Source organism: uncultured Veillonella sp. (assembly GCF_963551295.1).
Lineage (GTDB): Bacteria > Bacillota > Negativicutes > Veillonellales > Veillonellaceae > Veillonella.
Map to the genome: position 1 here is coordinate 1 of NZ_CAUVFT010000046.1, position 7,382 is coordinate 7,382.

The 7,382-nt window shown below is 38.8% G+C and carries 5 protein-coding genes; 3 read left to right on the forward strand and 2 right to left on the reverse strand.

The window, feature by feature from the left end; translation table 11 throughout:
- Window positions 1-417: 417 nt before the first annotated feature.
- The gene (locus RYO55_RS09330) at window positions 418-2,061 is read left to right on the forward strand and encodes a DUF438 domain-containing protein (RefSeq protein WP_314985248.1); all 1,644 of its coding nucleotides are present in this window, start codon (window positions 418-420) and stop codon (window positions 2,059-2,061) included.
- Between the two features lie 309 nt (window positions 2,062-2,370).
- Here RYO55_RS09330 and RYO55_RS09335 read toward each other — a convergent pair whose 3' ends face one another.
- The gene (locus RYO55_RS09335) at window positions 2,371-3,558 is read right to left on the reverse strand and encodes an aminotransferase class I/II-fold pyridoxal phosphate-dependent enzyme (RefSeq protein ID WP_314985249.1); all 1,188 of its coding nucleotides are present in this window, start codon (window positions 3,556-3,558) and stop codon (window positions 2,371-2,373) included.
- 618 nt (window positions 3,559-4,176) lie between these two features.
- Between RYO55_RS09335 and RYO55_RS09340 the strand changes: the two genes are divergently transcribed.
- Together RYO55_RS09340 and RYO55_RS09345 are read left to right on the forward strand one after the other, a co-directional pair.
- Window positions 4,177-5,529, forward strand: coding sequence for an NAD(P)-dependent oxidoreductase (locus RYO55_RS09340; protein ID WP_302498731.1), 1,353 nt, complete (start codon window positions 4,177-4,179; stop codon window positions 5,527-5,529).
- Between the two features lie 479 nt (window positions 5,530-6,008).
- A complete protein-coding gene (locus RYO55_RS09345; RefSeq protein WP_314985251.1) occupies window positions 6,009-6,284 on the forward strand; it encodes a helix-turn-helix domain-containing protein in 276 nt (91 codons plus the stop codon).
- Here RYO55_RS09345 and RYO55_RS09350 read toward each other — a convergent pair.
- Window positions 6,262-6,939, reverse strand: a complete 678-nt coding sequence (locus RYO55_RS09350) for a lactate utilization protein (protein WP_314985252.1) — start codon at window positions 6,937-6,939, stop codon at window positions 6,262-6,264. The two genes, RYO55_RS09345 and RYO55_RS09350, sit on opposite strands and share 23 nt — an antisense overlap.
- Between the last annotated feature and the right edge of the window lie 443 nt (window positions 6,940-7,382).

A 7,382-nucleotide genomic window follows, 5' to 3' on the forward strand; every position in this document is an offset into this window, starting at 1 on the left:
AAACAGAAACAGAAACAGAAACAGAAACAGTAACAGTAACAGTAATAGTAATAGACAAGTAATTTAAATATATAACGGATAGTTGATGTGTCTCCCTTCATTTATGCGACGGGATGGATAATCATCTATCCGTTATTTTTATCTCCTTTTACTGTTTTCGAGCGTATAATTTATTTTATTGGTAAAGAGTTACTATTGGTAAAGCGTTACATGATATTCTGAAAATTTTTAAATTACTTTCAAAAGTATTGCCACGGATACAGATTTTCTAATCGATATCGTTTATCATAGATTCATAGGTCATTATATATAGACTTTTCACAGTAAATAGATAGCCTTATATGCGAGAATTTTACGTATAGGGGCTTACAAATATTAGTAAGTATTTTATAAAGATTTTGACACGAGGGGAACAAAATGGAAAAGAAATTAGATTTATCCAAATCTGTATATGATTTGGTAAAAGAGTATCCTGAAGTAACAGATATTATGAAAGAATTAGGGTTCAGCGAAATCACAAACAAGGTGATGTTGAACTCTGTTGGTAAAATCATGACCATCCCGAAAGGGGCTAAGATGAAAGGCGTATCCATGATCGATATCGTGGGCGCTTTTATGAAAGCTGGCTTTACCTTAGAAGGTGAAATGCCAAATCTATCTGGTGATGATGCGGAAACTACGGATCATCCTGGCGTAGCGCCTACTGCAGCAACTACAAAGTCTAATGTTACGGACGCATCTGCTAACGTAGCATCTAGCACAGTTGCAGCAAATGCAGTAGATAGCAGTGCACCAGTATCTACTACAGCGCCAGCTAACACTGACGAGAATTCCGAAACTAAGGCTGAAGATACTGTTCAAGACAGCGAACGCGTAGAGCAGCTCAAAGGTTTCTTGAAACGTTTAGGTACAGGTGAAGACCTTGGTGCCGTTCGTGAAGACTTTGCTAGTCAATTCGCCCATGTTGAGGCTAGTGAAATCATGAAAGCTGAACAAGGCCTTATGCGTGAAGGCACACCACTAGCAGAGGTTCAACAATTATGTGACCTTCACTCCGCATTGTTCCACGGCTCCACTATCCATGAACAAATGGAGTCTGAACACGCTAAGGTTGAGGCCGTACTAGAGGCTCAAGAAAAGAGTAAAAGTGTGGTGTCTTTGGTTGAAACTGTAGGTCATCCACTCAATCGATTAACAGAAGAAAACAAAGCTCTTGATGCGTTGATTGAAGCTACAAAGGTTAAGGTGGCCGATAAAACTGCTACGGTAGATGATGTGAACGAAGTGCGCCAAGTGTCTATTCACTACGCTAAGAAGGGCGACCTTTTATATCCTCATTTGAAAGTAGCCTATGATATTTCTGGTCCATCCATGGTTATGTGGACTGTTGATGACGATATTCGCGATGGCTTTGGTCGTCTAGCTCGTGCTAAGTCTATTGATGATGCTTGGTACGAAGAGTTTGATGGTCTTCTCACACGTGCTCAAGAGATGATCTACAAAGAGCAAAATATCTTGTTCCCAATCTGTGCAGAGAATTTTAGTACTGAAGAATGGTACCAAATTTACAAAGATACTGAACAATACGAAGAAATCTTTGGCGTAGAACGCGTTGCTTGGGCAGAGGCTGAGGCTGCATTAGCTACACAAACAACAAACGCAAGTGGCGATGATAATACCATTGCTCTAATAGGCGGCAGCTTAACTGTGGATCAATTAAATGCCATGCTTAATACAATGCCAATGGAAGTAACCTTCGTTGACCACGAAGACATTAACCGTTACTTCAACGATGGTGAAAAGGTCTTTAAACGCCCTACTACAGCTATCGGTCGCGATGTATACTCTTGCCATCCTCCAAAGATAGAGCCAATCGTACGTGGTATCATTGATTCCTTCCGCAAAGGGGAACGCGATAATGTGGCGGTATGGCTTGAAAAGGTAGGTCGTCCATTCTATGTAAACTATATGGCGGTGCGCGACCAAAACAATAATTACCTTGGTACATTAGAATTAGTGCAAGACATGCAATTTGCAAAAGACCATTTCAAACGTTCCTAGTAAATTTTATTTTAAATATCTTTACTAAAAGATCATTTTAAACATTCTTAGTAAAAGCTATTTAAATATCCCTGCTAAAAGGCTTTTCAAACGTTCCGAATAATTGATTATTTCAAATACTCCTGATAAATAATTGCTTTAATACTCCTAATAAAGGCTTTAGATGTCGGTAATAGTAACGTATGATTAGCTAACAGTAGGTTTAAATATAATAAGAGACAGTCGCAGATGTGTTATAAACAGCTGTGACTGCCTCTTTTGATTATATAGTGATATTGAAAGTTAACTATTATGTTAGACCTGAAATAGTTAAATTTTTTGTAGGATAGCATCCGTAGCAATTTTGATGTTCTCAAGGCTTGTAGCCAAATTCAAGCGTACAAAGGTTGCGTAGCTTTCACCTCCGAACCATTCACCAAAGCTAGGAGCAATACCGAATTTATTTTCAAAGAAATCATGCATTTCCTCTGGTTTAAGATAAGCGCTAAAATCGATCCAAGCCAAATAAGTGCCGTCCATAGGGCTAATGCGGAGTTCAGGCAAGGTGGCAAGTAGTTTATTGCACATATAATCATAGTTTTCTTTCACTACAGCGAGTAGGTCCGTTAGCCATGCTTCTGCTTCTGGATGCGTGTAGGCAGCTGTGATGGCTGTCTCGGCAAGGACGTCCGAATCTGTATGGTATACAAGGGCTTTAAAGGCGTCGTAATGATTCCGCAGCTCTTCGTTAGGGATAATGACCTCTGCGTGGTGCAGGCTAGCTATATTGAACGATTTTGACAACGAGGACATGGCGATGAGCCTGTCTGTATACGCTCCGTTAGACACAGTTAATGCGGATGTAAATGGTGTAAGTCCCGTGATGAGGTCCTGATGGATTTCATCGCTAATGATAAGGACCTTATGTTGCTGGCAGATACTAAATAGTCGATCCATTTCTTCTAAAGTCCATACGTGACCTACTGGATTGTGTGGATTACAGTGAATGAATAACTTAACATCGTGTTTGATGATAGCCGCTTCAAAGGCCGAGTAATCAATAGCATAGCGGTTATCTTCGTTGCGCGTCATGGGAACGGCGATGATTTGCCGCTTCGCATCGCTGGCGCTACTGTCGAATGCGCCGTACACAGGGCTTAACACTGCGATGGCATCATTTGTTTTTGTGAAAGCTGCTATGCACCACATGATGGCTGTAATAACATTGGGGGCACTGGTAAGCCAGTCGCTAATGATTGTGCAGTTATGACGACGTTTATACCAACTGATAACGGCCTCTATATAATTCGGATTTGTCATGGTATAACCTAATGGATTGGCTTTGACATAATTACAAATGGCCTCTTGGATGCATCGGGGAGGCATAAAGTCCATATCGGCCACCCATAGTGGTAATAGATCGGTGCGATTGAATTTTAAATGTTCACCGTCCCATTTTCTGGAATGAGATCCTTGACGGTCAATATAGTATTCTTCGGTAAACTCTGCTGTGTTCATAGGGAACCTCGCATTGGTCAACATTCAGGATAGATTTGGCTGTGATTAGCGTACAAAAGTCGTAAATCTCTGTTTATATTATATCAATATATATGTATCAAGTTATATGTAAATATTAACATAGTTTAATCTTGCATATAGTACTAAAGCAATTATGTTATTAATTACATAATTGTTTTGCTAAGGTAGTGCTAAATCAGTATTACATTAGCGATGTCATAATCATTTTCTTAAATCTCAAACAAAATACACAGAAGGTTTTATTCGCACACATATTTAATCTTAAAAAACAATCCTAAACCAAACCTTGAGCTATATATCGCTATGAAAGGGGGGAGGCCTACTGGTGCCTCTTTTTCTATGCACTCCTTGCAAGTATAAGGGTTATATTCGTATACAAAACGTGTGATATTTGCTTGACTGTTGGGACTTTCACAATTTAGAATATACTATAGAATAGTGTGAGTCTGACCAGTGACCACACGTCTATCAAATGGTTACAAAAGATAAATGTTAGCAGCATGTGGCGGCGTCCCTATGTGAGAGGGCTCATCGGAATGCTTAGGTGCATGCAACGCTGTAAGTATAGTACTGGATCCTTGTTAGGAGGCATGTGCCATGAGTAACGAATTAAAACCACTACATTTTGATGCGGATTATACGATGGAGGAAGCGCTCGCAGAGGCGAAACGTTGTTTAAATTGTCCAAAGCCATTGTGCCGTATGGGCTGTCCTATTGAAAATGAAATACCTCGTTTCATCCAAGCTATCGCACGTGGTAATTTTGGTGAAGCTAATGATATCTTGGCGGAACGAACAAATTTACCGTCTATCTGTGGTCGCGTATGCCCACGAGAAAATCAATGCGAAGGCAACTGTATCATGAATAAGGCGAAAAAACCGCCTATTAACATCGGCAAATTGGAACGCTTCGCGGCTGACTTTGAAAGCATCAATGAACTTCGCAAGCCTAAGAAAATCAAACAAGATCTCGGTAAGGTAGCTGTAGTAGGTTCTGGCCCTGCAGGCTTGTCCGTAGCTGGTGATGTGGCTAAACTCGGTTATGAGGTAACTGTATTTGAAGGCCAATCTGAACCAGGTGGTGTACTCTTATTCGGTATTCCAGAATTCCGCTTGTCCAAAGCCGTTGTACGTCGTGAAATCGCTCGTCTTGAAGGCTTAGGTGTTAAATTCGTATGTAATACATTTATTGGTCAAGATAAAACTTTGGATGATCTCTTTGCTGAAGGTTTTGACTCTATTTTTATAGGTACTGGTACACATATTCCTCAAGAAGTGCGCATGGAAAACGATGAAGTACATGGTGTATTCCAAGCGATGTATTTGTTGACTAACGTACAATTGGTAGAAAATGGGGAACTTGATGAAGATCAAATTCCTGTTAAAAAAGGCGATCGCGTAATTATCATCGGCGGTGGCAACGTAGCGATGGATGCGGCTCGTACATGCGTACGTTTAGGCTGCGAAGCGGTAACTGTAGCATATCGTCGTAGCCAAGAACAAATGCCAGCCTTGTTGTCTGAATACGAAGAAGCTCGTGCTGAAGGCGTTCAGTTCCAATGGTTTGCTTCTCCAGTAGGCGTAGAAGGTACAGATAAGGTAGAAGGCTTCAAATACGAAGTGATGGCGCTTAACGAAGATGGTGCAGGTATCCACGGCACTGGTAACTTCCAAGTAATGCCTGTTGATAAAATTATTATCGCCGCAGGTCATAAACCAAATGCTCGTCTTGTAGGTGAAGGTAATAACTTAAAAGTAGATGAAAAAGGTTATATTATTACATCTGAAGATCCATATGGTATGACTAGTCGTGAAGGCGTATTTGCAGGGGGTGACGTTGTTCACAAACCTGCTACCGTAGTATTGGCTATGCGTGAAGCTAAAAAAGCTGTTGATGGCATGGTTAAATACATGGAAATCAAAAAAGCACAAGAAAGCGCAAATCAATAATTTTATATAAAGACATAGAAAGGACTATACAGTTGACCTGTATAGTCCTTTTGTATTATGAATAGACTTATTATTCCTAAGTGTATTTTAACAATATTGCGTATTTACTATATATCGTATAGTCTTCTTGTAGTATTAATAGTGCTAAATAGCGCCAGGTAATTTTATAAATCAAGTGTATGCATAATATATGAATACTGTATAAAAATTGCAATATATAGATAATACCTGTATTTCTGATTTACTATCTGTATTTTTAATGATAATAAGTTTTGTATATACTAAAATTCCACGAAATGATGAAACTCTACGCAATATAATACACATAAGAAAAAAGCCTTAACTGAACTAATTGGTGCATTAGTTTTTGTTAAGGCTTTTGTGTTATCGTTTTTCAACCATTACTAGGAAATGATTGAGCCTAGATTTATAGTAAAGGCATAAATATGTGTTGAGGGAGAAAGTAGATAGAGGTTGCCATGAATCCTATCGTATGTTGTCAAGATCTACAAGTTCGACAAGAAGTTCACAAGCTTGGTGTATTGATTTTACTTTGGCGTAGACAATTGGGAATGACTCAATATCAATTGGCAGATAAATCGGGTTTAGCCCAATCTTATATTAGTGACCTTGAAAGTGGTTCCGTAGATCCTCGGTGGTCTACAATTTATAGAGTCATATATGGACTTGGAGAAATGAATATACAAGATTTTTTGAATGGGCCGCAAACAATTAGAAGCCTAAAGATTCATTAATGATGATGACTTCCATGGTTTGCATATTGCGCATCTTTTTATAGTAAATCGTTAATGCATTGCATATACGATCCGGAGAACCACAATCGTAGCATTTTTCTTCTAATGTAGCACATGGATTGAGAGAGCTCTTTTTATTCTTTTTACTGTTGAGCGGAGCGGCTACATTTCGTGCGCGATAGATGGCGGAAGCTAAATCTGGCGTGATTTTGTTGATGCCTAGCACAAAAAATACCTCCTGAGAGCCGAATAAAGAGGCTGCAACACGATTACCCGTACCATCAATATTAACCATCTCTCCCGTTTGAGCAAGAGCGTTTACAGAGGTAAGGAATACATCACGCCCCATGGTACGCAATGCGGTGTCGCGGAAACTTTCACCAGGAAGGGGACGTTGAATATCTGTTATATCATCGTTGACCTGGGCTAAGACATCATGAACCTTGAGCTTCAATAAGGTGTAAGAATCACCGATGGCTACACGTTTGTTTTGAATACGACCTTTTAAATAGGAAATAGCTTCTGCGCCTGTTTCAAAATAATGAACTACAAATTTATTTCGCTCCAAGGCTTTAATCGTTTTCTCTATGTCTATAGGCGTTTCGTTAATTTCTGGATTTATAACGGCGTTGATTGTTGTCTCAGTATTTGCCATAAGCCCTCCTAAATGAGTGTATAAGGAATATAAATTGGCATTTTGCTATCCGTATTTTATTTCTATTATTGTAGCGTGTATGTGTAAAGAGTTCAATTAGTGGTATGTAGTTCGTAGATAAAACTTATTTGAGGCGTTAGGTTTTAAATTAAAAAATTAGGAATCTAATCCAATCTTATATTTAAAATGATAAAAAGTTGGAATGAAATCCAAGTTGATAGCTAAAATTGAGAAAAGTTGGAATGAGTTCCAACTTTCATAAAAAGAGTATAACACTAGGAATGATATGGTAAGAAATAATTTTTACTTTTACCAATAGGTTGAATTTGCTATAATAATAGTATTGATATGGCGTAAAGCCAATGTTAAGGAGGCAAAAATCGTGGATTTAATTCAAAAATTAAAAGACCAAGTAAAACCATTAGGTAAAAAAATCGTGTTGC

Coding starts and splice junctions, on each gene's coding strand:
- RYO55_RS09330 (WP_314985248.1), top strand. CDS start 418: ATGGAAAAGAAATTAGATTTATCCAAATCTGTATATGATTTGGTAAAA.
- RYO55_RS09335 (WP_314985249.1), bottom strand. CDS start 3,558: ATGAACACAGCAGAGTTTACCGAAGAATACTATATTGACCGTCAAGGA.
- RYO55_RS09340 (WP_302498731.1), top strand. CDS start 4,177: ATGAGTAACGAATTAAAACCACTACATTTTGATGCGGATTATACGATG.
- RYO55_RS09345 (WP_314985251.1), top strand. CDS start 6,009: ATGAATCCTATCGTATGTTGTCAAGATCTACAAGTTCGACAAGAAGTT.
- RYO55_RS09350 (WP_314985252.1), bottom strand. CDS start 6,939: ATGGCAAATACTGAGACAACAATCAACGCCGTTATAAATCCAGAAATT.